Source organism: Cupriavidus necator (assembly GCF_016127575.1).
Lineage (GTDB): Bacteria > Pseudomonadota > Gammaproteobacteria > Burkholderiales > Burkholderiaceae > Cupriavidus > Cupriavidus necator_D.
Map to the genome: position 1 here is coordinate 1,646,339 of NZ_CP066018.1, position 24,923 is coordinate 1,671,261.

The window sequence follows — 24,923 nt, forward strand, 5'->3', positions numbered from 1 at the left end:
CCGACGGATTGAAGAATTAGGAGCATTGTGATGCAACTGAACCCCTCAGAAATCAGCGAGCTGATCAAGTCCCGCATCTCGGGCCTTGGCGCTGAAGCTGAAGTGCGCAATACCGGCACGGTGATCTCCGTGACCGATGGCATCTGCCGCGTGCATGGCCTGTCCGGCGTGATGCAGGGCGAGATGCTGGAATTCCCCGGCAACACCTTCGGCCTCGCGCTGAACCTCGAGCGCGACTCGGTCGGCGCCGTGGTGCTGGGTGAGTACGAACATATTTCCGAAGGCGACACGGTCAAGTGCACCGGCCGCATTCTGGAAGTGCCGGTGGGCAAGGAACTGCTGGGCCGCGTGGTGAACACGCTGGGCCAGCCGATCGACGGCAAGGGCCCGATCAACGCCAAGGAAACGGACGTGATCGAGAAGGTCGCCCCGGGCGTGATCGCGCGTCAGTCGGTGAGCCAGCCGGTGCAGACCGGCCTGAAGTCGATCGACGCGATGGTGCCGATCGGCCGTGGCCAGCGTGAGCTGATCATTGGCGACCGCCAGACCGGCAAGACCGCCGTCGCTGTCGACGCCATCATCAACCAGAAGGGCAAGGGCGTCTTCTGCGTCTACGTGGCAGTCGGCCAGAAGGCTTCGACGATCGCCAACGTGGTGCGCAAGCTGGAAGAGCACGGCGCGATGGAATACACCGTCGTCGTGGCCGCCGCCGCTTCGGACTCGGCCGCCATGCAGTACCTGGCACCGTACGCCGGCTGCACCATGGGCGAGTACTTCCGCGACCGCGGCGAAGACGCGCTGATCGTCTATGACGACCTGACCAAGCAAGCCTGGGCCTACCGCCAGGTGTCGCTGCTGCTGCGCCGCCCGCCGGGCCGCGAAGCCTACCCGGGCGACGTGTTCTACCTGCACTCGCGCCTGCTGGAGCGTGCTGCCCGCGTGAACGCCGACTACGTCGAGAAGTTCACCAACGGCGCCGTCAAGGGCAAGACCGGTTCGCTGACCGCGCTGCCGGTGATCGAAACGCAGGCCGGCGACGTGTCCGCGTTCGTTCCGACCAACGTGATCTCGATCACGGATGGCCAGATCTTCCTGGAAACCGACCTGTTCAACGCTGGTATCCGCCCCGCTATCAACGCCGGTATCTCGGTGTCGCGCGTCGGTGGTGCAGCCCAGACCAAGGTGGTGAAGAACCTGTCTGGCGGTATCCGTACCGACCTGGCCCAGTATCGTGAGCTGGCTGCGTTCGCGCAGTTCGCCTCGGACCTGGACGATGCCACCCGCAAGCAGCTCGAGCGCGGCCGCCGCGTGACCGAACTGCTCAAGCAGCCGCAATACCAGCCGCTGCAAGTGTGGCAGCTGGCCGCGTCGCTGTTCGCCGCCAACAACGGCTTCCTCGACAACGTGGAAGTGAAGGACATTCTGCCGTTCGAGAAGGGCCTGCACGACCATCTGAAGACCAAGTACGCCGATCTCATCAACCGCATCGAAGAGACCAAGCAGCTCTCGAAGGAAGATGAAGCCGCCCTGCGTGCCGCTGTCGAGGATTTCAAGAAGTCCGCCGCGTTCTAACCGCGTGATTCCACGACACCGCCGCCGCGCCTGGCTCACGCCGGCGCGGCGCTGGTTCGGATGGAGAGGAAGATATGGCCGGAACGAAAGAGATTCGAACCAAGATCAAGAGCGTGCAGAACACGCGCAAGATCACCAAGGCGATGGAGATGGTCGCCGCGTCCAAGATGCGCAAGGCGCAGGAGCGGATGCGCAGTGCCCGTCCCTACGCCGAGAAGGTGCGCAACATTGCGGCGCACCTGGCTACGGCCAACCCCGAGTTCAAGCACCCGTTCATGCAGGAACGCGAAGTCAAGCGCGTCGGCATGATCGTGGTCACGACCGACAAGGGGCTGTGTGGCGGCCTGAACACGAACGTGTTGCGCGCCGTCACCAATGAACTGAAGACCCTGCAGGGCCGCGGCGTGGACGTGCAAGCCACCGCCATCGGCACCAAGGGCATGCAGTTCCTGGGCCGCGTCGGTGCCAAGGTGATCTCGCACGTGGTGCACCTCGGTGACACCCCGCATCTGGAAAAGCTGATCGGCGCGATCAAGGTCCAGCTCGATGCCTTCACCAATGGTGAGGTCGACGCGGTGTACCTGGCGTACACCAAGTTCATCAATACGATGAAGCAGGAACCGATGGTCGAGCAGCTGCTGCCGCTCGCCGCCGACAAGCTGGTTCAGACCGAAGAAGAGAAGCGCGCCTACTCGTGGGATTACATCTACGAGCCCGACGCCCAGACCGTAGTGGAAGAGCTGCTCGTCCGCTACGTCGAGGCGCTGGTGTACCAGGCCGTGGCCGAGAACATGGCGTCCGAGCAATCGGCGCGCATGGTGGCCATGAAGGCTGCGTCCGACAACGCCAAGAACGTGATCGGCGAACTGCAACTGGTCTACAACAAGACCCGTCAGGCCGCGATTACCAAGGAACTGTCGGAAATCGTCAGCGGCGCAGCTGCGGTCTAAGGCGTCACGAATTCAAGCTATCGGAGATACGAAATGAGTATCGGAAATATTGTGCAGTGTATTGGCGCCGTGGTGGACATCGAGTTCCCCCGTGACGCAATGCCGAAGGTGTACGACGCGCTCGTGCTGGAAGACTCCGGCGACGCCTCGTTCGCCGAAAAGGGCCTGACCTTCGAAGTCCAGCAACAGCTCGGTGACGGCGTGGTGCGTACCATTGCCCTGGGCTCGTCGGACGGTCTGCGCCGCGGTATGGAAGTGAAGAGCACCGGCGCCCCGATTTCGGTGCCGGTCGGTCACGGCACGCTGGGCCGCATCATGGACGTGCTGGGTCGCCCGATCGACGAAGCCGGCCCGATCGCCTCGGACGAGCTGCGCGCGATTCACCAGAAGGCCCCGAAGTTCGACGAACTGTCGCCGTCGGTTGACCTGCTGGAAACCGGCATCAAGGTGATCGACCTGGTCTGCCCGTTCGCAAAGGGCGGCAAGGTGGGCCTGTTCGGTGGTGCCGGCGTGGGCAAGACCGTCAACATGATGGAGCTCATCAACAACATCGCCAAGCAGCACAGCGGTCTGTCGGTGTTCGCCGGCGTGGGCGAGCGTACCCGTGAAGGGAACGACTTCTACCACGAAATGAAGGACTCGAACGTGCTCGACAAGGTGGCCATGGTGTTCGGCCAGATGAACGAGCCGCCGGGCAACCGTCTGCGCGTGGCGCTGACCGGCCTGACCATGGCCGAGCGCTTCCGTGACGAAGGCCGTGACATCCTGTTCTTCGTGGACAACATCTACCGCTACACGCTGGCCGGTACCGAAGTGTCCGCACTGCTGGGCCGTATGCCTTCCGCCGTGGGCTACCAGCCGACGCTGGCAGAAGAAATGGGCAAGCTGCAGGAACGTATCACGTCGACCAAGACTGGCTCGATCACGTCGATCCAGGCCGTGTACGTGCCTGCGGATGACCTGACCGACCCGTCGCCGGCAACCACCTTCCTGCACCTGGACTCGACCGTGGTGCTGTCGCGTGACATCGCTGCACTGGGTATCTACCCCGCAGTGGATCCGCTGGACTCGACCTCGCGCCAGCTGGACCCGCAGGTTGTCGGCACGGAACACTACGAAGTGGCCCGCCGCGTTCAGCAGACCCTGCAGCGCTACAAGGAACTGCGCGACATCATCGCGATTCTGGGCATGGACGAACTGTCGCCGGAAGACAAGCTGGCAGTGAACCGCGCTCGTAAGATCCAGCGTTTCCTGTCGCAGCCGTTCCACGTGGCGGAAGTGTTCACGGGTTCGCCGGGCAAGTACGTGCCGCTGAAGGAAACCATCCGCGGCTTCAAGATGCTGGTGGACGGCGAGTGCGATCACCTGCCCGAGCAGGCGTTCTACATGGTCGGCTCGATCGACGAAGCCTTCGAAAAGGCCAAGAAGCTCCAGTAAGCCTTGCTCATCACTCCCGCCTGGCGGTGGGAGTGATGGCCGGCCACCCCTGCGTGTCCGGCCGCCTGAGCAAAGCGATTGGAGAAAGGATCTGATATGGCAACCATTCTTGTAGACGTCGTCAGCGCGGAAGCGTCGATCTTCTCCGGCCAGGCGAAGTTCGTGGCGCTGCCGGGCGAGTCGGGTGAACTGGGCATTCTGCCGGGCCACACGCCGCTGATCACGCGCATCCAGCCGGGTGCGGTGCGGATCGAGAAGGAAGACGGCAGCGAAGAGTTCGTGTTCGTTGCCGGCGGCATTCTCGAAGTCCAGCCCAAGCACGTCACCGTGCTGGCCGACACCGCTATCCGCGGTGGCGACCTGGACGAAGCCAAGGCGCAGGAAGCCAAGCGTGCTGCCGAAGAGCTGATGCAGAACCAGAGCAGCGATCTGGATCTGGCACGCGCTCAGAGCGAGCTCGCCGTGGCGGCTGCCCAACTGGCTGCCATCGCCCGCCTGCGTCGTAAGAAGTAAGCAATTAGTGGCTTGTCGCGCTGTTGTTTTTCTGGCGCGACAATGAAAAAGGCAGCCGCATGGCTGCCTTTTTCTTGGGCGTGGCGATATGCTTTTATCCCGCCTGGACAAAAAAAAGCGCGCGGGCCGGGGAGGCTCCGCGCGGACGGGAAAATCCCTTCGAGGGGTCAATTCGAAGGAACGGGTTCGGTCCAGGTCGACAATCAAGGCGCAACGGATATCCAATATCCGACCAGAGGCCGCAAAGGCCACGCGCTGCAACGGTCTGCCTGGTGCTCCGGTCCAGCGGCGATCTGCTGGATCGGAAAATCGGGTTACTGCTTCAAAAGGCTTTCTTCACCACGCCCCTTTAAGTCTGCACAGCCTTATTTACTGGGGCGCCACACGCCGGACACCGGGTGTGTCAATGTATTGTGGGGGAAACTCCCCGGCATGGCAGTAACAAAATGTATCGTTTTGCAAGAAGTTGAAAGCCAGAGGCGCCGGGATCTGGCGTGTTCGGCATATTTTCACGCGTTCACATCACGTTAGCCGCAGAAACGTGTCGTTGTATTATCTTTGATGACGCGATTTCCATGTTCGCTCCCCCACCAATCCCTGCGTGACAATTCCGGTTACGATTCAGGACGTCTGTGGCCTTCGCGTTGCGTTTTTGCATGTCCGCGGGCCCGCCCTTGTCCACCCGGAGACGCGATGCGCCCTGAGATGCAGCAAGCCATACAAGCCATGCTGGCGATGAAGACCGTGGCCGTGGTCGGCCTGTCCGACCGCCCGGAGCGTCCCAGTCATGAGGTTGCGGAATTCCTGCAGGACCATGGCTTCCGGATCGTGCCGGTCAATCCGCGTCATGCCGGCGAACGCATTCTGGGCGAGACCTGCCACGCCACGCTGCGCGAAGCCGCCGACGCTGCCGCGGCAGCCGGCAGTCCCATCGCGTGGGTCGACATCTTCCGCCGTGCCGAGGAAACGCCGGGCGTGGTCGATGAGGCCATCGCCATTGGCGCACAGGGTGTCTGGCTGCAGCTGGGCATCGTCAACGACCACGCCGTGCGCCGCGCTGCCGATGCCGGCCTGCTGGCGGTGCAGGATTGCTGCAGCAAGGTCGAGCTGACGCGCCAGCTCGGGCTGGACTGATTCCCGCCCCGGCACCCTTTCTTTTTCCGCTTTCCCATCAGTCGCCAACCATGGCCATCGACCCGCAACTGCTTGCCTATTACCGCCGCCTGGCGGAGCGCTATGCCAATGCGCCCGCGCCTGCCGACATTCCCGCGCAGCGGGCCCGTTTTGCCGAGATCGCGGCGGCGTCGCTGTTGCCGGATCCGGCAGGCATCACGGTGCAGGACCTGGAGCTTGCGCTCTCCGGCCGCTCGCTGGGCGCCAGGCTGTTCCGCCCGGCCGGCGAGACCGCGCCGCGGCTGGTGGTCTACTTCCACGGTGGCGGCTGGGTGATCGGCTCGCCGCAGACGCACCATACGGTTGCAGCGTTGCTTGCGGCCGACACGGGCTGCGCGGTGGCCAGCGTCGACTACCGCCTCGCACCCGAGCACGCGTTCCCGGCTCCCTGCGACGATGCCTCCGAGGCAGTGCAGTGGTTCGCCGGTGAACGTCAGGCACTCGGGCTGGCGACCGATTTCCTGGCCGTGGCGGGCGACAGCGCCGGCGGCCACCTGGCGGCGCAGGCAGCGCAGCAGCTCAACGGCGGCGGCGCGGTGCAGGTCGATGCGCAACTGCTGATCTATCCGGTGACGGCACCGGTGCTCAGCACCGAAAGCTACCGCGCCTTTGCCGACGGTCCCGGCCTGACGCGTGACGAGATGGCCTGGTTCTGGACCCAGTTCATCGGCGCCGAGGCCCTGGCGGAGGGCACCGCCCACCCCGACCACCGCGTGCACCTGATGGCCGCGCCGCTGGTGCGCCCGCCCGCCACCGTGCTGATGGTGGCCGCGCACGACGTGCTGCGCGACGACGGCCTGGCCTATGCCGACTTCCTGGTGCGCCACGACGCCCCGGTGGTCACCATCGAGGCCAGTGGCATGACCCACGGCTTCGCACGGCTGCAGCCCGATGCCGAACGCGCGCGCGAATGGATGCGGCGTGCCGCAGCGGCCTTCACCGGGATGATCGACGACGTCTGAGCGGCATCCAGCCGCAGCCATCCCTTAGAATGGCGGTCTTACGAGGATGACCATGACCGCACTGCAGAACGATACCTTCCTGCGCGCGCTGCGCCGCCAGCCGACCGAATACACGCCGCTGTGGCTGATGCGCCAGGCGGGCCGCTACCTGCCCGAGTACAACGCCACGCGCGCCCGCGCCGGCAGCTTCCTCGGGCTGGCCAAGAACCCGGCCTACGCCACGGAAGTGACACTGCAGCCGCTGGACCGCTATCCGCTGGACGCGGCGATTCTCTTTTCCGACATCCTGACCGTGCCCGACGCGATGGGCCTGGGCCTGTCGTTCGCGCAGGGCGAGGGCCCGCGCTTTGCCCATCCGCTGCGCACCGAAGCCGACGTGCAGAAACTGGCCGTGCCGGACATGGCGTCGCTGCAGTATGTCTTTGACGCGGTAAGCGAAATCCGCCGCGCACTGGTCCAGGACGGCCGCCAGCGCGTGCCGCTGATCGGATTTTCCGGCAGCCCCTGGACGCTGGCCTGCTACATGGTCGAAGGCGGCGGCTCGGACGACTTCCGCACGGTCAAGGCGATGATGTACGGCCGCCCGGACCTGATGCACCGCATTCTCGAGATCAACGCCCAGGCGGTGACCGAATACCTGAATGCCCAGATCGAAGCCGGCGCGCAGGCCGTGATGATTTTCGACACCTGGGGCGGGGCGCTCGCCGACGGCATGTACCAGGCGTTCTCGCTGGCCTATATGCGCCGGGTGCTGGCCGGCCTGAAGCGCGAGCACGATGGCCAACAGGTGCCCGCGATCGTCTTTACCAAGGGCGGCGGCCTGTGGCTCGAGGCGCTGGCTGACACCGGCGCCGACGCGATCGGGTTGGACTGGACCGTCAACCTGGCCGAAGCGCGCCGCCGCACCGGCGGGCGCGTGGCGCTGCAGGGCAATATCGACCCGACCGTGCTGTTCGCCCCTGAGGCCGCGATCCGCGAGCAGGTGCGCGGCGTGCTGGACAGCTATGCCGCCGCCGGGGGCAGTGATGGCCACGTATTCAACCTTGGCCACGGCATCTCGCAGTTCACGCCGCCGGATAACGTCTCGGTGCTGGTGGATGAAGTGCATCGCCACAGCCGCAAGCTGCGCGCCGGGCAGAAGTGACGATGACAGTATGCGGCCGGCCTGGCTGCTGCTGCGGTGCCCTGCGCTGCAGCGCACCGGCGCCCCAGCGTACCCAGTGCTGCGGGAGCCGCGCCGCCGGACCCTGTCAAGTTAACTTTTTCGCCAGCATTCGCCAAAAAGGTGCTCGGACTTGACTGGCGGTACTTGACTTATGCACACCAATAGGTTTGCCGCAGTGCGGAACAGGGTTATTCCCTAACCTATCCGGGGGATGTTTGCAAGCCCTTGATTTTTAAGGATTTGGAAGAATTGCAAAGGAAGGCCCGATGCCGGTGGATCCCTTGTTTCGCGGGGCTTCCCGGCCAGCCAGTGCGACTTTTCAACAAAGTTATCCACAGGGGCGGTGGAATTAGTGGAAAACCAGTCATCTATCATCGACTTAGGGCCACATTTGAAGTTTTACTTTAAGTTGATGTTGCGCCGCACACTAGATTTCCACTCTTATTGCGCCAGGCGCCCGTTGCACAAAGGTTGCGCAACTGCGGTGCACCAGGAAGGGCCGCATGGCGCCAGCTAGCGGCGCGCTTCCGGTGGTCGAGAACAGCACGGCGATGGGCGCCGTGATGCCGACCGCCGCCGCGCAGTCAGTCATCCGGGTCGCGCTGGACACCCCCGCCGACGACTGCTTCGACTATCTCGCCACGCCCGAGGTCGCCCCGGGTGACCTGGTGGTGGTGCCGTTCGGTCGCCGCAGCATGGTCGGCGTGGCGGTGGCGTACGCCGACAGCTCCGATGTGCCCGCCGACCGGCTACGCCCGGTGGCGCAGCGCCTGGAATGGATGCCGCCGCTGCAGCCCGACTGGATCGGGCTGGCCGCCTTTGCCGCGCGCTACTACCAGCGCCGCCTGGGCGAAGTGATGCTGCCGGCCTTGCCGCCGGCCTTGCGCGAGGCCGAGGGCTGGCCGGGCCTGGCCCAGCGTGCCCGCACCGACGAATACCGCCTGCTGCCCGGGCATGCAGAGGCCCTGCTGGCCGCCGTGCCGCCACGCGCACGCAGCGTGCGCGCCCTGGCACAGGCGCTGGCCGAGCGCGCCGCCGCGGCCGAGCCGCTGACGCTGGCCGACGCCCGCGTGCTGTGCGCGGCGGCACCGGCGCGGCTGGCCGAATGGCAGGCCGCCGGCTGGGTCGAGGCCAGTCGCACCGCGCGCCCCCTGCTGCCGACCGACCCCGCACAGCCGCCATCGGCCGCGCCGCCGCTGCACGACGAGCAGCGCGCCGCGGTGCAGGCAATTGCCGAGGCCGAGGGCTTCGCGCCGTTCCTGCTGCACGGGGTGACCGGCAGCGGCAAGACCGAGGTCTACCTGCATGCGATGCAGGCGCTGCTCGAACGCGACCCCCAGGCCCAGGTGCTGATGCTGGTGCCTGAAATCAACCTGACCCCGCAACTGCAGGCCCGCATCGCTGCACGCTTCCCGCACCTGCCGCTGGCGGTGCTGCACAGCGGCCTGGCCGACCAGGAGCGCAGCCTGCAGTGGCTGGCCGCGCACCGCGGCGAGGCCCGCATCGTGCTGGGCACGCGCATGGCGGTGATGGCCTCGCTGCCGGCGCTGGCGCTGATCGTGGTCGACGAGGAACACGACACTTCCTACAAGCAGCAGGAAGGGCTGCGCTACTCGGCGCGCGACCTGGCGGTGTGGCGCGCCAAGCAGCGCGGCATTGCCGTGGTGCTTGGTTCGGCCACGCCGTCGATGGAGACCTGGTGGCGGGCCGGGCAGGGCACTTACCGCAAGCTGGTGCTGCGCGAGCGCGCCCAGGCCGAAGCGACCCTGCCGACAGTGCGCCTGGTCGACCTGAACCACGAGCGCCAGCGCCAGCGCCCGCTGTTCGAAGGCTTGTCGGTGCCGCTGCTGGAAGCCATCGACGCGCGCCTGGCGCGCGGCGAGCAGAGCCTGCTGTTCCTGAACCGCCGCGGCTACGCGCCGGTGATTGCCTGCGACAGCTGCGGCTGGCTGTCGGGCTGCCCGCGCTGCTCGGCCTACCTGGTGCTGCACCGCCCCGAACGGCGCCTGCGCTGCCACCACTGCGGCCTGGAGGCGCCGGTGCCGCACCACTGCCCGGACTGCGGCAACGTCGACATCGCGCCGCTGGGGCGTGGCACGCAGCGCATCGAAGAGGCATTGGCGACGCGCTTCCCGCAGGCGCGCATCGCCCGCATCGACGCAGATTCCACGCGCCGCAAGGGCAGCGCGCAAGCCATGTTCGACGAAGTCCATGCCGGCGAAGTCGACATCCTGGTGGGCACGCAGATGGTGGCCAAGGGGCATGACTTCCAGCGCGTGACCCTGGTCGGCATCGTCCATCCGGACGCGGCCATGTTCAGCCATGACTTCCGCGCCGCCGAGCATCTGTTCGCCTCGCTGATGCAGGTGGCCGGGCGGGCAGGGCGGGCTGGCTTGCCGGGCGAGGTGCTGATCCAGACGCGCTACCCGGACACCCCGGCATTGCAGGCGCTGACGCGCCACGACTATGATGGATTCGCGGCCAGCCAGTTGCGCGAGCGGCGCCAGGCCGGGTTGCCCCCGTTCTGCTACCAGGTGCTGGTAACCGCCGACCACGGCCAGCTGGAGCGGGCGCTGCAGTTCCTGGAAGTGGCGCGCCGGCATGCCGAAACCTGCGAGCTGGCGGCCGAGGTGCAACTGCACGATCCGGTGCCGATGTCGATGGTGCGCATCTTCAACCGGGAGCGTGCGCAGATGCTGGTTGAGGCCACCTCGCGGCCGGTGCTGCAACGCTTCGTGGCTGAGTGGGTGCAGACTTTCGCAGATGTGGGGACGGAGGCAAAAGGGGTGCGCTGGCAGCTTGAGATCGACCCGTTGCGGATCTGAGTCAGCTGGCGTGGCAGTGAAAGGTGCAACCCTGGCATTAGGGTTTTCGATAGGGTTGCACTAGGTTGCACCTTGGTGATTTTCGGGAGTAAGATCGCGCCAGCTCACAGGCTGCGGCCGGTCGCGCGCCCGTGCCTGCCGGCATGGACGAGGTAGCACCGGCGGCGGCTCCAGTCTTTCGGAGAAATGCCCGCATGGCCACCACCACTCTCGGCGTCAAGCTCGACGACGCCTCGCGCGACCGCCTCAAGCGCGTTGCCCAATCCATCGACCGCACGCCGCACTGGCTGATCAAGCAGGCTATCTTCACCTACCTCGAGCAGATCGAGCGCGGCCACCTGCCGCACGAGACCGGCGCCGCCGGTAGCGCCGACGCGGATGGCGCCGACGGAGCCGAGCTGGTCCATGGCGATGCGCCGCAGCCGTTCCTGGAGTTCGCCCAAAGCATCCAGCCGCAATCGGTGCTGCGTGCTGCCATTACCTCTGCCTATCGCCGCCCGGAAGCCGATTGCGTACCGGTGCTGCTGGAGCAGGCGCGCCTGCCGCAGCAGCAAGGCGAGGCCGCCATCAAGATGGCCAAGACCCTGGCCACGCGGCTGCGCGAGCAGAAGGTCGGCAGCGGCCGCGAGGGCCTGGTGCAGGGCCTGATCCAGGAATTCTCGCTGTCGTCGCAGGAAGGCGTGGCGCTGATGTGCCTGGCCGAGGCCCTGCTGCGCATCCCCGACAAGGCCACCCGCGACGCGCTGATCCGCGACAAGATCAGCGGCGCCAACTGGCAGTCGCACCTGGGCCAGAGCCCGTCGCTGTTCGTCAACGCCGCCACCTGGGGCCTGCTGCTGACCGGCAAGCTGGTCGCCACCCATACCGAATCGGGCCTGACCAAGGCGCTCACGCGCATCATCGGCAAGGGCGGCGAGCCGCTGATCCGCAAGGGCGTGGACATGGCGATGCGCCTGATGGGCGAGCAGTTCGTCACCGGCGAGACCATTTCCGAGGCGCTGGCCAACGCGCGCAAGTACGAGGCCGAAGGCTTCCGCTACTCCTACGACATGCTGGGCGAGGCCGCCATGACCGAGGCCGACGCGCAGCGCTACCTGGCCTCGTACGAGCAGGCCATCCACGCCATCGGCCAGGCCTCGCGCGGGCGCGGCATCTATGAGGGCCCGGGCATCTCGATCAAGCTGTCGGCGCTGCACCCGCGCTACAGCCGCGCGCAGCATGAGCGCGTGGTGGGCGAGCTGTACGAGCGCCTGAAGTCGCTGACGCTGCTGGCACGCCAGTACGACATCGGCATCAATATCGACGCCGAGGAAGCCGACCGCCTGGAGATCTCGCTGGACCTGCTCGAGCGCCTGTGCTTCGAGCCCGAGCTGGCGGGCTGGAACGGCATCGGCTTCGTGGTGCAGGGCTACCAGAAGCGCTGCCCGTTCGTGATCGACTACCTGATCGACCTGGCCCGCCGCAGCCGCCACCGCCTGATGATCCGCCTGGTCAAGGGCGCCTACTGGGACAGCGAGATCAAGCGCGCCCAGCTCGACGGGCTGGAGGGCTACCCGGTCTACACGCGCAAGGTCTACACCGACGTGTCGTACATCGCCTGCGCGCGCAAGCTGCTGTCGGTGCCGGACGCGATCTACCCGCAGTTCGCCACGCACAATGCGCATACGCTGTCGGCCATCTACCAGATCGCTGGCCACAGCTACTATCCCGGCCAGTATGAGTTCCAGTGCCTGCACGGCATGGGCGAGCCGCTGTACGACCAGGTGGTTGGCGCCACCGCGGACGGCAAGTTCAACCGCCCGTGCCGCATCTACGCGCCGGTCGGCACGCATGAAACGCTGCTGGCCTACCTGGTGCGCCGCCTGCTGGAGAATGGCGCCAATACCTCGTTCGTGAACCGCATCGCCGACGACACCATCTCGCTGGACGAGCTGGTGGCCGACCCGGTCGCCGTGGTCGAAGCCATGCACCGCGAAGAAGGCGTGCTGGGCCTGCCGCACCCGCGCATCCCGTCGCCGCGCACGCTGTACGGCAAGAGCCGCCCCAATTCGGCCGGCATCGATCTCGCGAACGAGCATCGCCTGGCGTCGCTGTCGTCGGCGCTGCTGGCAGGCACCAGCGAGCGCTTCGTGGCCGAGCCGCTGCTCGGCGCCGAGGTACCGCGCGCAGCCGACGCCATCACCACGCCGGTGCTGAACCCGGCCGACCACCGCGATGTGGTGGGCCATGTCACCGAGGCCGGCCAGGCCGAGGTCGACGCCGCGCTGCAGGCCGCCATCAACGCCGCGCCGATCTGGCAGGCGACGCCGCCGGACGTGCGCGCGGCCGCGCTGGAGCGCGCCGCCGACCTGATGGAAGCCCAGATGCAGTCGCTGATGGGCATCATCATGCGCGAGGCCGGCAAGACCTTCTCCAACGCCATCGCCGAAGTGCGCGAAGCCGTGGACTTCCTGCGCTACTACGCCGCCGAGGTGCGCCGCAGCTTCGACAACGAGACCCACCGCCCGCTGGGCCCGGTGGTCTGCATCAGCCCGTGGAACTTCCCGCTGGCGATCTTCACCGGCCAGGTGGCCGCGGCGCTGGCCGCCGGCAACCCGGTGCTGGCCAAGCCCGCCGAGCAGACCCCGCTGATCGCCGCCGCCGCCGTGCGCCTGCTGCGCGAAGCCGGCGTTCCGGCCGGCGCGGTGCAGCTGCTGCCGGGCCGCGGCGAGACCGTGGGCGCCGCGCTGGTCGGCGACGCCCGCGTCAAGGGTGTGATGTTCACCGGCTCGACCGAAGTCGCGCGCATCCTGCAGCGCAACGTCGCCGGCCGCCTCGACGCCGCCGGCCGCCCGATCCCGCTGATCGCGGAGACCGGCGGACAGAACGCGATGATCGTCGACTCGTCGGCGCTGGCTGAACAGGTGGTGGGCGATGTCCTCAGCTCCGCTTTCGATTCGGCCGGCCAGCGCTGCTCGGCGCTGCGCGTGCTGTGCCTGCAGGAAGACGTGGCCGACCGCGTGCTGGAAATGCTCAAGGGCGCCATGCAGGAACTGAACATGGCCAATCCGGACCGGCTCTCGACCGACGTCGGCCCGGTGATCGACGACGAAGCGCGCGGCAATATCGTGCGCCATGTCGATGCCATGCGCGCCAAGGGCCGCCGTGTCCATCAGGCCGACCCCAACGCCGCGCAGGGCGCCAGCTGCCGCAACGGCACCTTCGTGCCGCCGACGCTGATCGAACTGGATAGCATCGAGGAACTCAAGCGCGAGGTGTTCGGCCCGGTGCTGCACGTGGTGCGCTTTCCGCGCGCGGCGCTGGACACCATGGTCAGCCAGATCAACGCCACCGGCTACGGCCTGACGCTGGGCATCCATACCCGCATCGACGAGACCATCTCGCACATCGTCAGCCGTGCCCATGTGGGCAACCTGTATGTCAACCGCAATATCGTCGGCGCCGTGGTGGGCGTGCAGCCCTTCGGCGGCGAAGGCCTGTCGGGCACCGGCCCGAAGGCGGGCGGCCCGCTGTACCTGCACCGCCTGCTGTCGGTCTGCCCGCAGGACGCGGTGGTACGCAGCGTGCGCGCGTCGGAAGCAGGCGGCGGCGCCGAGGCGGCCACGCTGCGCGACGAGGCCGCAGCGGCCTTCCAGGCCTGGGCCAGGGCCGAGCTGCCGGCGGTGGCCGCCGCCTGCGAGCGCCTGGCCGAGGCCTCGCCCTCGGGCCTGACCGTGACGCTGCCCGGCCCCACCGGCGAGCGCAACACCTACACCCTGCTGCCGCGCGAGCACGTGCTGTGCCTGGCCACGCAGGAGGCCGATCTGGCGCTGCAGCTGGGCGCCGTGCTGACCGTCGGCGCAGACGCCGTATGGCCGGAAAACCCTGTCAGCCGGGGGCTGTTTGCGCGCCTGCCTAAGGGCGTACAATCGCGCGTCCGCATGGTGGCCGACTGGACCGCGGCGGACATCGCTATCGATGCGGTGCTGCACCACGGAGATTCCGACCAGCTGCGCACGGTGTGCGAGCAGGTGGCGGTGCGCCCCGGTCCGATCATCGGCGTGCAGGGCCTGGCGCAAGGTGAACCGAATATCGCGCTCGACCGTTTGCTGATCGAGCGCTCGCTTTCGGTCAACACCGCAGCCGCGGGCGGCAATGCCAGTTTGATGACGATCGGCTGAGGCAACCCTCGGACCTCGTCATGTCGAAGCACGCAGCGGTGGCGGCGATCCCGCCCGGTTGCGTATTGAAACAAGGTGCGGCACTGCCAGGCTGCACCGCTATAACTGCCGGCAACGGCACCACATCGGCACCATTTGGGACCCAAGGAGATCTGATGAGCTCGACATTCCACAAGACGGCAATGACCGTTGCCCTGACCCTGGCTGGCCTGACCGCCGCCTCCGCCGCGTTCGCGCAGGCCCAGGAAATCAAGCTGGGCTTTGCCGGCCCGATGACCGGCGGCCAGGCGCAGTACGGCAAGGACATGCAGAACGGCATCGTCCTCGCGATCGAGGACATGAACGCCACCAAGCCCAAGATCGGCGGCAAGGAAGTCAAGTTCGTGCTGGTCTCAGAAGACGACCAGGCCGACCCGAAGACCGGCTCGGTGGTGGCGCAGAAGCTGGTGGATAACGGCATCCAGGGCATGCTCGGCCACTTCAACTCGGGCACCACCATCCCGGCGTCGATGGTCTACAACCGCGCCGGCATTCCGCAGATCGCCATGGCGACCGCGCCGGAATACACCAAGCAAGGCTTCAAGACCACCTTCCGCATGATGACCTCCGACACCCAGCAGGGCTCGGTGATCGGCGCCTTCGTGGTGAAGAAGCTGGGCGCGAAGAACATCGCCATCGTCGATGACCGCACCGCGTACGGCCAGGGCCTGGCCGACGAGTTCGAGAAGGCCGCCAAGGCCGCCGGCGGCAAGATCGTGCGCCGCGAGTTCACCAACGACAAGGCGGTGGACTTCAAGGCCGTGCTGACCAACATCAAGCGCAGCAACCCGGACATCATCTTCTACGGCGGCGCCGAGACCCAGTCCGCGCCGATGGCCAAGCAGGTCAAGGAACTGGGCATGAAGGCCCCGCTGGTGTCGGGCGAAATGTCCAAGACCGACAACTTCCTGAAGCTCGCCGGCCCGGCCGCCGAAGGCACCGTGGTGTCGCTGGCCGGCCTGCCGCTGGACCAGATGCCTGGCGGCTCCACGTACGAGAAGAAGTACGAGAAGCGCTTTGGCTCGAAGGTGCAGACCTACTCGCCGTACGCCTACGACGGCGCCACCGCGATGATGTCGGCCATGGTCAAGGCCGGCTCGACCGACCCGGCGCGCTACCTGCCGGTGCTGGCTGCTACCAATATGCAGGGCGTGACCACCAAGACGCTGGCGTATGACGCGCGCGGCGACCTGAAGGATGGTGGTATCACTGTCTATAAGGTGGTTGGCGGCAAGTGGACGGTGCTGGAGACGGTTGGCGGGAAGTAAGCTGCTGGCTGGTTTTGGCTATGGGAGAACGCTGCCTTTGGGTGGCGTTTTTTCTTTTGGGGGCTTGGCGGCAAGCCTCCCAAACAATTCCGTATCTCCCCCATTGGCGCATAATCCCGCACTCGCACATTTTTTCAATCCATAGGAGCAGTACGTGTCCGAGCAGGAAGCCAGCTACGACCACGCCATCGGGCTAGCCAACCAGGGGCGCTTCACCGAAGCCCTGCAGATTGCCGACCAGCTGTCGCAGGCCCGCCCCGAGGTGGTTGATTTCGTCACGCTGCGGGCGCGGCTGCACTTTGACAACGGTGACGCCAACGCCGCGCTGGCGGTGCTGGACGAGGCGCTGGCGCGGCTTGACACGCTGCCGCTGCAGCCGCCGCACCGCTGGGCCTCGCGCGGGGTGATCGCGCACCGCTACGGCGCCATGCTGATGAGCCTGGGCCGCGATGCCGAGGCGCGCCCGTGGCTGCATGAGGCCGCGCAACGCAGCGGCCTGCTGACGGGCGAATGGGCCGCGCATTTCCACGCCGGCCTGGCCGCGCTGCGCATGGGCGACATGGCCGCCGCGGCACGCTACTGGCATGACCTGATGGTCCGCAATCCCGACCTGGGCGCAGATGACATCGCACCACTGGTGACGGACTACATCGCCCGGGCCGAGGCCGCCGGCGTTCCGGTGGAGCCCCTGATGCGCGTCTGCCTGGGCCGCGTGGCCCTGGACAATCCGCATCTGCTGGAGCTCGATCCCGCAGCCGGTGACGCCGTGGCCGCCGACCAGGCCGCCCGTGTGCTGGCCGAGCACCCTGACCACCCCGAGGCGCGCCGCCTGCGTGCACCGCTGCGCCACGGCGTGGGCGACGTCCAGGGGGCACTGGACGACCTGGCGGTCTACCTGCGCCAGGTGCCCGACCCGCAGAGCCAGGTACGCGAACTGGCCTGGCGCCACCAGCTGGCGCAGCGCGCCGACAGCACCCAGCCGGCCGATCGCGAGCCGTGGCTGCGCTTCACGCTGACCGACCAGTCCGACGACGGTGCCGGCTACTACCGCGCCGCCATGGCGCTGGGCGAGTTCATCGACGAGGTGCCGGCCGCCGAGGCCGCGCTGCGGCCGGTGCTTGTGCAGGCCGGCCGTGCCGGCGTGGCGCGCTTCGACCAGTATTTCGCCACCGGCCAGGGCGATGCCGCGGGGCACGGCGGCAATGCCGACCCGCATGTCTATTCGCTGCTTTGCCGGCTGCTGTCGCGCAGCCTGCCGGCCGACGCCGCGCACGTGGACGAGCGCATCGCGCTGCACCAGCAGGGCATGGCCGCCAGCGAGTTCATCGATCACTGGATCGACCTGCTCGACTGCCACGCCGACGCCGGCCAGCACCAGAAAGTAGCCGAGCTGGCCGGCGAGGTGCTCAACCGCTACCCGCTGGAGCGTAACCCGGCCGACGTGACCTGGGCCTTCAGCCGCATGATCGCGGCCTTGAAGGCCATGGGCGGCGCCGAGCCGACCGAGGCCGCCCGTGCCGCGATGATGCATATGGATGCCCGGCTGGACGCGCTGCCGGTGGAAGCCCGCAGCGAGGCCGCGCACCCGATGGCGCATGCGCGCGCGCACTTTGCCGCGCTGCTGCAGGCGCAGGCGGCCGGCATGGACGAGCACGACCGCACCGATGCCCTGGCCGAGATCGAGGCCCAGCAGCGCCGCGCGCTGCTGGTCGAGGACGCCTGGCTGTACAACCGCTTCGGCCAGGTCTGGCGCGACGCGGGCGAGCCCGAGCGCGCGCTGCCGCTGTTCGAACAGGCCGTGGCGCTGACCGAGGGCGATCCGCTGGACCAGGCCGGCCCGCGCGTGCAGCGCGGGCTGGTCCACCATGCAGCGCGGCGCCACGATGCCGCGCTGGCCGACTTTATCGCAGCCTTCGCCGTGCGTGACGACTGGGATGCCGAGGTGTACCTGCGCGCGGTGCAGTCGGCGCTTGGCCTGGACCAGCGTGAAACCGCGCTGGGGTATTTCGAAAAGGCCCGTGCCCGCGGGGCCGCGCAGGGCTCGACGCGCACTTTGTACGCACAGGTGGAGGCCGCGCTCAAGGCAACCCGCCCGATGTGGAAAGTCTGGGGCGTCTGAAACGTCGCTCCGGGCCGCCGAACGGTCTGAACATGTAAGGGATGTAAAAAACGCCATCCGGAGATGGCGTTTTTTACGTGCAGATGACAGAAGTTGTGCGCGTGTTTTGTGCGGTGTCGGACAATCACTGACATGGATTGTGAAGTGCTTACATTACCATGTCGCCATGAATGGACTGAGCCAACTTTTTCCAAGCCTCCCGCTCGCGCCCGGCGGCCTGTTCTGGGTCGGGCTGGCGCTGGTCGGCGCCGGCCTGGCCGGTGAGCTGAGCCGGCGCTGGCTGCGCTGCCCGCGCATCGTCGGGTATGCCGCGGCGGGGCTTTGCGCCGGCATGCTGGGGCGCGGCATCGTCGACGAGAACATGATCAACCAGACCCGTATCCTGATCGATATGGCGCTGGCGCTGGCCTTGTTCGAACTCGGGCATCGCCTCTCGCTGACCTGGCTGCGCGCCAACCGCTGGCTGCTGCTGACCAGTGCCTTTGAAAGCCTGCTGACCTGGGGCCTGGTGGCGGCGGTGCTGCAATGGATCGGCGCCTCGCCCGGCGTGGCGATCCTGGCCGGCGGCATCGCGGTCAGCACCTCGCCCACCATCGTGCTGCAGCTCAAGAATGAGTTGCGCGCCGACGGCCAGGTCACCGAGCGCCTGATGGCGATGGCCGCACTCAACAGCATCTACGCCGCCGCCATCGTGCAGGTCGCCACCGGCTGGCTGCATTCGGAATACGGCAACCTGGGCGCGGCGCTGCTGCATCCGCTGTACCTGCTGGTGGGCTCGTGCCTGCTGGCGTGGGTGGTGGGCAAGCTCGGCCATGCCATCTATGACCGCATGTCGGCCGACGACCACTACAGCTTCCTGGTGCTGGTGGGCCTGGTGCTGTTCACGCTGGCGCTGACCCGGGTACTAAAATTGTCGATGCCGCTGACGCTGATGCTGGCCGGTGTCGTGTTCAAGCACCAGGACAACCAGCCGCATGTGTGGCCGCCGCATTTCGGCAGCGCCGGCAGCCTGCTGATCATCGTGATGGTGGTGTCGCTGGGCCTGCCGCTGACGGCACAGGACTGGGCCGTGGGCGGCGTTTACGCCATCGCGCTGGTGGTGCTGCGCCATGTGGCCAAGCTGGCCGGCGTGGTCTCGCTGGGCTCGTTCTCGGGCCTGAGCCTGCGCCAGTGCATGGCGCTGGGGCTGGCGCTGGCGCCGATGTCGGGCCTCGCCTACCTGCTGATGCATGACGTGGCGCGGCTCTACCCCGGTACCGGCCAGCCGCTGGCGGCCATCATCCTGTGCGCGCTGGCAATCGAACAACTTTTCGGTCCGGTGATCGCGGCCTGGGCGCTGCGCTACGCAGGCGAAGTCCGCGTCGACATCCGGGCCAATGGAGGAGGGCGCTGATGTCGCTCGAAACGTTCAAGCACTCTGAGGCGCTGACCTTCGGCGTGGAGCTGGAGCTGCAGCTGGTCAACCGGCATGACTATGACCTGGCCCCGTTCGCGCCCGACCTGCTGCGCGCGCTCAAGGGCGCCGAGCATGCCGGCGACATCAAGCCGGAGATCAGCCCGTCGATGATCGAGATCAGCACCGGGATCTGCCACACCTACCAGCAGGCGCTGGAAGAGCTGACCGTGATGCGCGACCTGATGGTGGCGGCCTCGCGCTCGCTGAACCTGGGCATTGCCGGCGGCGGCACCCACCCGTTCCAGCAGTGGGCCGACCGCACCATCTCGGATTCGCCGCGCTACCAGTACATCTCAGAGCTGTACGGCTACCTCGCCAAGCAGTTCACGGTGTTCGGCCAGCACGTGCATATCGGCTGCCCCAGCGCCGACGAATCGCTGTTCCTGCTGCACGCCATCGGCCGCTATGTGCCGCACTTTGTGGCGCTGGCGGCATCCTCGCCCTATGTGCAGGGCGTGGATACCGGCTTTGCCTCGGCGCGGCTGAATTCGGTCGCGGCCTTCCCGATGAGCGGGCGGGCGCCGTTCCTGCTGACGTGGGACGCCTTCACCGCGTATTTCGAGAAAATGCGCAATACCGGCGTGATCGAGAGCATGAAGGACTTCTACTGGGATATCCGGCCCAAGCCCGAGTTCGGCACCATCGAGGTCCGCGTGATGGACACGCCGCTGACGGTGCAGCGCGCCTGCGATATCGCCGCCTATATCCAGATGCTGGCGCGCTACCTGCTGCTGTCGCGCCCCTTCATGCCGCAGGAAGACGATTACCTGGTGTACACCTTCAACCGCTTCCAGGCCTGCCGTTTCGGGCTGGAGGGGGAGTACGTGCATCCCAACGAACTGACGCGCATGCCGATCGCCGACCACATCCTGTCGATCTGCGACGCGCTGGTGCCGCACGCCGAGGCACTCGGCTCGCTGGAGGCGCTGGCCAATATCCGCGCGCTGGCCGAGCGCCGCGACGGCGACGCCGAGTGGCTGCGCCAGGTCGATGCCGATGCGCGCAGCCAGCGTGAAACGGTGCGCAAGGCGTGTGACCGGTGGGCTGCCTGAGCCTGAGCCTGCGCCAGGCTGCCCCTTGTCCTATTTGACGCTGTAGCCGCGCCCCTGCATGCAGGCGCCCCAGGCCTGGTAGTACGAGCCCATCGCCTGGCTGGTATTGGCCGCCGCCTGCTGGTTGGCCGCGTTCGCCTGGCGGCGCGACTGCCGGTGCGCCACGCCGCCCCCCACCGTACCCGCTGCAGCGCCGACCGCCGCACCCTTGCCGGCATCGCCTGCCATCGCGCCCACCACCGCGCCCGCCGCGGCGCCGCCCGCGGCACCCCGCACGCGCTGGCCGCTCTGCGCCTGGGCCGGCGGCGGGGCGTTGGCGGCCTGTGCCGGATCCACGCCGGTCTGCTGCTTGGCCCAGCTGTAGCAGGCGCCGTCGTCGCTGGCCTGCTGTTGCTGACTCTGGCCCTTGGCCGGATAGGCCATGGGCTTGTTCTGCGCCATGGCCTGAGCCGGGATCAGCGCCGGGGTCAGCGCGATCGCCGCGGCCAGTACGCCGAGGCCACGGTACAGCTTGCGATGCGGGCATTGCTTCATGATGATGTTCCCCCACGGGTGTCGGCTACGCGACGCTGGACGCACCGACCGGTGCGCAAGTGGCGAGCCGTTCTGTGAAGGCCAGTATTTGCGGCACGCAGGGGTAAGTCAAATCAGCGTTTTGACGGCCCGATGTTATTTGTTTGTAGTGGGTGGCGAGGACAGCAGGAACGCGACCGCTTCCTGCCACCAGGCCGTATCGACATGCCCGGCCCAGTCGTTATGCCCGGCGCCGCCGATCACCGCGAGCCGCCGCGGTTCGCCCAGCGACGCATAGAGCGCCTGGCCGAAGCGTGCCGGCACGATGGTGTCGCGTTCGGCGACCGCGACCATCACCGGGCGGCCGAAGCCTTCCAGGTTGGCCGCGCTGTCGTAGCGGTCGCGCAGCACCCAGCCGGCCGGCAGCCAGGGATAGTGATGCGAGGCAATATGCGCAAGCTTGTCCCACGGCGTGATCAGCAGCACGCCGGCGACGCTCTCGCGCTGGCGCGCCGCGGCCGCTGCGGCCACGCCCGCGCCCAGCGACTCGCCGACCAGCAGCAGCGGGCCGCCGAACTGGCGCCGGGCCAGCGCAATCGATTGTTCCGCGTCTGCCACGAAGCTGCGCTCGCCGAGTGCGCCGGTGCGCGGGCCGTAGGCCGGGTACTCGGCCAGGATCACGCGAAGGCCCAGCTTCGTCAGCGCGCTGGCGTAGTAGCCACGATGCCCGGCGTGCCCGGCATTGCCGTGAAAGACCATGGCGGTGGCGCGCGCCGGTCCGGCCGGTTCGGCGACAAGGCCGCGAAAGTCCTGCGGCCCCGGCCAGGCGCGCAGCCCGGGCGAGACCATGGCGTCGACCGAGGCTTTATCGGGAAAGTAGAGGAAGTGATCCTGCATCATGCTGATTCCGGCAAGCAGGACCAGTCCCGCACCGAGCCAGCGCAGCACCCTGCGGCGAACCGATTCAGTCCGCGGCGACACCAGCCGCGCTGGCGCCGGTGCCGGGGCGATGGCAGGCATGGCAACGCGCTCAGGCGCAGGCGAACACAGGTTCGCAGCGCACCTCGGTCCTGACCGAGTTGGCGATAAAGCAGGCGCCATGCGCGGCGTGGTGCAGGGCATCGAGTTCTTCGCGCGTGGGCTCGCGCTCGCCGCCAAACGTCACCTGAGGGCGCAGCGTCACCACGGTCATCGCCGTCTGCCCGTCCGCGTTCTTTTCCATCACACCGGTGGCCGCATCCAGGTAGCGGTCGACGACAAAGCGTTGCTTCGCCGCCAGCGACAGGAACCACAGCATGTGGCAGCTGGACAGCGAGGCGATGAACATCTCCTCGGGATCGACCGCGCTCGCATCCGACATCGGCAATGGCACCACATGGGGTGATGACGATCCCGGGACTTCCGCGCCACCGTCAAAGCGCAGCACATGCCTGCGGCTGTAGCGGTTGCCGGCGAAATCCTGCCCGTCGCGTTGCCACAGGACTTCAGCGGTGTAAGTGGACATGCAAAGACTCCTAACGTTAGGAAAACCTCAGGCGCCGTGCGGCACGCTTTCGCCGTCGCGCAGGCCCAGGCGCTGGTTGGCCGCCACGGCGACATCGATCAGCTTCGGGCGCGGCAGGTTCAGGTTGCGCATCATCTCGATGAACTCTTCACGCGTGCGGCCGGCGACGCGGCTGTTGTGGGCGCGCTCCTGGCCGATGGTGGACGAGGTGCGGCCCTTGTAGTCGTGGGCCGGATAGACCTGCGTGTCGTCGGGCAGCGCAAACAGCTTCCTGGTCAGGCTGTCGTAGAGCGTGCCGGCGTCGCCCGACTGGAAGTCGGTGCGGCCGCAGCCGTCGATCAGCAGGGCATCGCCGGTGAAGACGCGGCGCACGATGCCGTCGGGCGTGGGCTCTTCCCACAGGTAGCTCATGCTGCCGGCGGTGTGCCCGGGCGTATGGATGGCGCGCAGCACCTGCTTGCCGAAGGCGACAGTGTCGCCGTCGATCAGCTGCTTGTGCGCGGGCTTGATATCGCAGCCGGACGGCGCCGCGGTGTGCGCGCCGGTCTGCAGCGCAAGGTGGCCGGCCGAGGTGATGTGGTCGGCATGGGCATGGGTCTCGATGACCCACGCCAGCCGCGCGCCGGTTGACTTCAGCAGCGCCAGGTCGCGTTCCAGCTGGTGGTCGACCGGATCGATCAGCAGCGCGTCCCCGGTGGCGGCGTCGATCAGCAGGTAGGTGAAGGTGGACGAGGTGTCGTCGAACAGCTGGTGGAAGGTCTGCATGGCTGCCCTCTTGTTTTTCGTTCGGGGAACGCCGCCATGATACGCCGCGCTGCGCGCGCGGACATTAGCATTCCACGATATTCACCGCCAGCCCGCCGCGCGCCGTCTCCTTGTACTTGGTCTTCATGTCGGCACCGGTCTCGCGCATGGTCTTGATCACCGAATCGAGCGATACGTAGTGCGTGCCGTCGCCGCGCAAGGCCATGCGCGCCGCGTTGACCGCCTTGACCGAGGCCATTGCGTTGCGCTCGATACACGGGATCTGCACCAGTCCGCCAACCGGGTCGCAGGTCAGCCCGAGGTTGTGCTCCATGCCGATCTCGGCCGCGTTCTCGACCTGCGCCGGGCTGCCGCCCTGCACCGCCGCCAGCGCGCCGGCGGCCATCGAGCAGGCCACGCCGACTTCGCCCTGGCAGCCGACCTCGGCGCCGGAAATCGACGCATTGAGCTTGTACAGCAGCCCGATCGCGCCCGCGGTCAGCAGGAAGTCGACCACGCCTTGCTTGCTGGCACCCGGCACGAAGCGGTCGTAGTAGTGCAGCACCGCGGGGATGATGCCGGCCGCGCCGTTGGTAGGTGCCGTGACCACGCGCCCGCCGGCGGCGTTCTCTTCATTGACTGCGATGGCGTACAGGTTGACCCAGTCCATCACCGAGAGCGGGTCGGACAGGGTGCGCTCGGCGCGCTCGGTCAGGCTGCGGAACAGCTCCGGCGCACGGCGCTTGACCCTGAATGGCCCCGGCAGCTCGCCGTCGGTGCGGCAGCCGCGCGCCACGCACGCCTGCATCACATCCCAGATATGCAGCAGGCCGCTGGTGACTTCCGCCTCGCTGCGCCAGGTCAGCTCGTTTTCCATCATCAGCCGCGCGATGCTCTTGCCACTGGCGGTGGCCATCTCCAGCATGTCCTTGCCGCTGCGGAACGGGTGCGGCAGCTGCTGCGCGGCATTGAGCACCTGCGTATTGGGTGCGCCCGCGGTCACGACGAAGCCGCCGCCGACCGACAGGTAGCGCGCCTCGCGCAGCGATGCACCGCCGGCGTCGAAGGCATGAAACTTCATGCCGTTGGGGTGCTCGGCCATCGCTTCGCGCCGGTAGAAGGCGATGTGCTCCTTCTCGACAAAGGGCACGACATGCTGGCCCAGCAGGGACAGCTCGCGGCCCGCGCGCAGCGCGGCCAGGCGCGTGTCGATCGAATCGGGATCGATGGTGTCGGGGGCTTCCCCCATCAGGCCGAGGATCACGCCCTTGTCGGTGCCGTGGCCCTTGCCGGTGGCGCCCAGCGAGCCATAGAGCTCGGCACGCACGCTCGCCACCTGCGGCAGCAGGCCGTCGCGCTCAAGCCCCTGCGCGAACATCAGCGCAGCGCGCATCGGGCCTACGGTATGCGAGCTCGACGGGCCGATGCCCACCTTGAACAGATCAAAGACGCTGACTGCCACGGAATGTCT

The 24,923-nt window shown here is 67.4% G+C and carries 18 protein-coding genes; 13 read left to right on the forward strand and 5 right to left on the reverse strand.

Going from position 1 to position 24,923, the window contains the following annotated elements; translation table 11 throughout:
• Positions 1-30: 30 nt before the first annotated feature.
• From atpA to I6H87_RS07660, 13 genes are all read left to right on the forward strand, one after another.
• Positions 31-1,572 (forward strand): F0F1 ATP synthase subunit alpha, encoded by a 1,542-nt coding sequence (gene atpA, locus I6H87_RS07600; protein WP_010811265.1) that lies wholly within the window; start codon positions 31-33, stop codon positions 1,570-1,572.
• A 74-nt stretch (positions 1,573-1,646) separates the two neighbouring features.
• Entirely contained in the window at positions 1,647-2,522 is an 876-nt protein-coding gene (gene atpG / locus I6H87_RS07605) for a F0F1 ATP synthase subunit gamma (protein WP_010811264.1), read from the forward strand.
• A gap of 33 nt (positions 2,523-2,555) precedes the next feature.
• Positions 2,556-3,959 (forward strand): F0F1 ATP synthase subunit beta, encoded by a 1,404-nt coding sequence (gene atpD, locus I6H87_RS07610; protein WP_010811263.1) that lies wholly within the window; start codon positions 2,556-2,558, stop codon positions 3,957-3,959.
• A 96-nt stretch (positions 3,960-4,055) separates the two neighbouring features.
• Entirely contained in the window at positions 4,056-4,472 is a 417-nt protein-coding gene (locus I6H87_RS07615) for a F0F1 ATP synthase subunit epsilon (RefSeq protein ID WP_010811262.1), read from the forward strand.
• 693 nt (positions 4,473-5,165) lie between these two features.
• Positions 5,166-5,606, forward strand: a complete 441-nt coding sequence (locus I6H87_RS07620) for a CoA-binding protein (protein ID WP_010811261.1) — start codon at positions 5,166-5,168, stop codon at positions 5,604-5,606.
• A gap of 50 nt (positions 5,607-5,656) precedes the next feature.
• Positions 5,657-6,607 carry an alpha/beta hydrolase gene (locus I6H87_RS07625; RefSeq protein ID WP_011616229.1) on the forward strand — a complete coding sequence of 317 codons (951 nt, stop codon included), beginning with the start codon at positions 5,657-5,659 and terminating at the stop codon, positions 6,605-6,607.
• A gap of 52 nt (positions 6,608-6,659) precedes the next feature.
• The gene (gene hemE / locus I6H87_RS07630) at positions 6,660-7,751 is read left to right on the forward strand and encodes a uroporphyrinogen decarboxylase (RefSeq protein ID WP_010811259.1); all 1,092 of its coding nucleotides are present in this window, start codon (positions 6,660-6,662) and stop codon (positions 7,749-7,751) included.
• Between the two features lie 524 nt (positions 7,752-8,275).
• The gene (locus I6H87_RS07635) at positions 8,276-10,597 is read left to right on the forward strand and encodes a primosomal protein N' (protein ID WP_011616227.1); all 2,322 of its coding nucleotides are present in this window, start codon (positions 8,276-8,278) and stop codon (positions 10,595-10,597) included.
• Positions 10,598-10,791: 194 nt separating this feature from the next.
• The gene (putA, locus tag I6H87_RS07640) at positions 10,792-14,757 is read left to right on the forward strand and encodes a trifunctional transcriptional regulator/proline dehydrogenase/L-glutamate gamma-semialdehyde dehydrogenase (protein WP_010812180.1); all 3,966 of its coding nucleotides are present in this window, start codon (positions 10,792-10,794) and stop codon (positions 14,755-14,757) included.
• Positions 14,758-14,912: 155 nt separating this feature from the next.
• On the forward strand, positions 14,913-16,064 hold the full coding sequence (locus I6H87_RS07645) for a branched-chain amino acid ABC transporter substrate-binding protein (protein WP_010812179.1): 1,152 nt from the start codon (positions 14,913-14,915) through the stop codon (positions 16,062-16,064).
• Between the two features lie 154 nt (positions 16,065-16,218).
• Positions 16,219-18,183: a tetratricopeptide repeat protein gene (locus I6H87_RS07650; protein WP_011616225.1), complete on the forward strand. Its 1,965-nt coding sequence runs from the start codon at positions 16,219-16,221 to the stop codon at positions 18,181-18,183.
• A gap of 166 nt (positions 18,184-18,349) precedes the next feature.
• Positions 18,350-19,576, forward strand: a complete 1,227-nt coding sequence (locus I6H87_RS07655) for a cation:proton antiporter (protein ID WP_010812177.1) — start codon at positions 18,350-18,352, stop codon at positions 19,574-19,576.
• Positions 19,576-20,691 (forward strand): YbdK family carboxylate-amine ligase, encoded by a 1,116-nt coding sequence (locus I6H87_RS07660; protein WP_010812176.1) that lies wholly within the window; start codon positions 19,576-19,578, stop codon positions 20,689-20,691. The genes I6H87_RS07655 and I6H87_RS07660 overlap by 1 nt, the downstream gene beginning before the upstream one ends.
• Before the next feature lie 30 nt (positions 20,692-20,721).
• Here I6H87_RS07660 and I6H87_RS07665 read toward each other — a convergent pair whose 3' ends face one another.
• The 5 genes from I6H87_RS07665 to I6H87_RS07685 form a co-directional block, all read right to left on the reverse strand.
• Positions 20,722-21,225 (reverse strand): glycine zipper domain-containing protein, encoded by a 504-nt coding sequence (locus I6H87_RS07665; RefSeq protein ID WP_010812175.1) that lies wholly within the window; start codon positions 21,223-21,225, stop codon positions 20,722-20,724.
• Between the two features lie 135 nt (positions 21,226-21,360).
• On the reverse strand, positions 21,361-22,224 hold the full coding sequence (locus I6H87_RS07670; protein WP_011616223.1) for an alpha/beta hydrolase: 864 nt from the start codon (positions 22,222-22,224) through the stop codon (positions 21,361-21,363).
• Positions 22,225-22,234: 10 nt separating this feature from the next.
• Positions 22,235-22,708, reverse strand: a complete 474-nt coding sequence (locus I6H87_RS07675; protein WP_010812173.1) for an OsmC family protein — start codon at positions 22,706-22,708, stop codon at positions 22,235-22,237.
• 27 nt (positions 22,709-22,735) lie between these two features.
• Positions 22,736-23,473, reverse strand: coding sequence for an MBL fold metallo-hydrolase (locus tag I6H87_RS07680; RefSeq protein ID WP_011616222.1), 738 nt, complete (start codon positions 23,471-23,473; stop codon positions 22,736-22,738).
• A 64-nt stretch (positions 23,474-23,537) separates the two neighbouring features.
• Positions 23,538-24,914: an L-serine ammonia-lyase gene (locus tag I6H87_RS07685; protein ID WP_010812171.1), complete on the reverse strand. Its 1,377-nt coding sequence runs from the start codon at positions 24,912-24,914 to the stop codon at positions 23,538-23,540.
• Positions 24,915-24,923 lie beyond the last annotated feature (9 nt).